The 2,405-nt window shown below is 74.1% G+C and carries 3 protein-coding genes; all 3 read left to right on the top strand.

The window, feature by feature from the left end:
- The coding region (locus tag ACFU99_RS40915; protein ID WP_384403054.1) for an ROK family protein at positions 1-529 on the top strand (529 nt) is incomplete at its 5' end.
- Positions 529-1,710, top strand: coding sequence for an N-acetylglucosamine-6-phosphate deacetylase (gene nagA, locus ACFU99_RS40910; protein ID WP_384403051.1), 1,182 nt, complete (start codon positions 529-531; stop codon positions 1,708-1,710). The genes ACFU99_RS40915 and nagA, both read left to right, overlap by 1 nt.
- 175 nt (positions 1,711-1,885) lie before the next feature.
- On the top strand, positions 1,886-2,405 hold a 520-nt coding region (locus ACFU99_RS40905), incomplete at its 3' end, for a 1-phosphofructokinase family hexose kinase (RefSeq protein WP_384403047.1).

The raw sequence follows: 2,405 nt of genomic DNA, 5'->3' as shown, positions 1-2,405 counted from the left end.
GCTCGGCACCGGCATCGCGGGCGCCATCGGCATCGACGGCCGGATCGAGGCGGGCGCCCACGGGTACGCCGGCGAGATCGGCCACATCGTGGTGCGACCCGGCGGTCGGGAGTGCAGCTGCGGGCAGCGCGGCTGCCTGGAGACCATGGCCTCCGCCTCCGCCGTCAGCCGCGCCTGGGCCGCCGCCAGCGGCGACCCGGAGGCCGACGCCGCGGACTGCGCGAAGGCCGTCGAGTCCGGCGACCCACGCGCGCGTGCCGTCTGGGACGAGGCGGTCGGCGCCCTCGCCGACGGCCTCCTCATCGGCCTGACCCTGCTCGACCCCCGCACGCTCATCATCGGTGGCGGGCTCGCCGAAGCGGGGGAAACCTTGTTCACACCGCTGCGCGCGGCCATCGCCGACCGCGTCACGTTCCACAAGGTCCCCACCATCGTCCCGGCAGCCCTCGGGGACACCGCCGGATGCCTCGGCGCGGGGCTGCTCGCCTGGGATCTGCTCGCCACGAAATCCACGGAGGTTACCGCCTGATGGTCGAACGAACGGTTCTCTCGGGCGCAAGGGTGGTGCTGCCGGGCGGCGTGGTCGAGGACGGCCGCGTCACGGTGGAAGGCCGGCGCGTCGTCGACGCCGGGACGGCCTCGCCGCGGGGGCAGGAGGGCGCGGCGGCGCTGGACCTGACCGGGCACTGGATCGTTCCCGGCTTCGTCGACATGCACGTGCACGGCGGCGGCGGGGCCTCGTTCTCCGGCGGCACCGCCGAGGAGGCGCTCACCGCGATCCACACGCACCGCGCGCACGGCACCACCACGACGGTGGCCTCGACCGTCACCGGCAGCCTCGACGACCTCGCCCGGCAGGCGGGCGTCCTGTCCGAGCTGACCGAGCAGGGCGACCTGGCGGGCATCCACTTCGAGGGACCGTTCATCTCCTCGCACCGCTGCGGCGCGCACCAGCCCGAGCTGCTGCGCGACCCCGACCCCGCGGACGTGCGCAAGCTCGTCGAGGCGGCGCGCGGCGCGGCGAAGATGGTGACGCTGGCCCCCGAGCTCCCCGGCGGCCTCGACTCCGTACGGCTGCTCGCCGAGTCGGGCGTCATCGCGGCCGTCGGCCACACGGATTCCGACTACGACGCCGCGCAGGAGGCCATCGAGGCGGGCGCGACCGTGGCCACCCACCTCTTCAACGCGATGCCCTCACTCCTGCACCGCGCGCCCGGCCCCATCGCGGCCCTCCTGGAGGACGAGCGGATCACCGTCGAGCTGATCAACGACGGCACCCATCTGCACCCCTCGATCCTGGAGCTGGCGTTCTCCCGCGCCGGGGCGGCCCGTACCGCGTTCATCACGGACGCGATGGGCGCGGCCGGCATGTCGGACGGGCAGTACCCGCTCGGTCCCATGCGGGTCGACGTCACGGACGGCGTCGCGCGCATCGCCGACGGCCCCACGGCCGGCGCCATCGCGGGCTCGACCCTCACCCTGGACACGGCCTTCAAGCGGGCGCTGACCGTCGACAAGCTGCCCGTCGAGGACGTCGTACGGGCCCTGTCCGCCAACCCCGCGCGGCTGCTGGGCGTGGCCGACCGCGTGGGCTCGCTGGAGCCCGGCAAGGACGCGGACCTGGTCGTGTTCGACGCCTCGTACGACCTGGTGGGCGTCATGCGGCACGGCGAATGGATCGTCAAGCCCGCGACCATTAGCGGCGGTTAATGCCCCAAACCACCTGAAGGGGTGGTTCCGCGTGGCTGTGCGGTGGCTGCACATGTCGGCGACCGATTGCGAATCGGCTGCGAACGACGGCGGTCGGCCCCTGGACCTGGGCTGGCCGCCTTCTGTTTGGCATGATCGCGATGGCACAGCACGCGCGTCTCCAGGGGTGGTCCATGTGATCCTCACCGTCACTCTCAATGCCGCCCTCGACATCACCTACCGGGTGCCACAGCTGCGGCGGCACTCCTCCCACCGCGTCACCGAGGTCATCGAACGCCCCGGCGGCAAGGGCCTCAACGTCGCGCGCGTACTGGCCGCCCTGGGGCATGACACGGTCGTCACGGGGTTCGCGGGCGGCATCACGGGCGAGGCGCTCCGCGCCCGGCTGCGGGACGGCGGCGACGGGGCCGCGGAGGCGAACGGTTCCGGCGCGAACGCCGCGGGGAGATCCGCCGCCGCGCCCGGCGCCCTCACCGACGCCCTCGTTCCCATCGCCGGGACCACCCGCCGCACCGTCGGCGTCGTCGACGCCGCGACCGGCGACACCACCCAGCTCAACGAGGCCGGCCCCACCGTCACGCCCGCCGAGTGGGAGTCCTTCACCGGCACGTACGCGACGCTCCTCGCCGACGCCTCCGCCGTCGCCCTGTGCGGCAGCCTCCCGCCGGGCGTGTCCGTCGGCGCGTACGCGGGCC

The sequence above is a fragment of the Streptomyces sp. NPDC057654 genome, from assembly GCF_042800135.1.
GTDB lineage: Bacteria > Actinomycetota > Actinomycetes > Streptomycetales > Streptomycetaceae > Streptomyces.
This window is presented reverse-complemented; position numbering and strand designations above follow the sequence as displayed.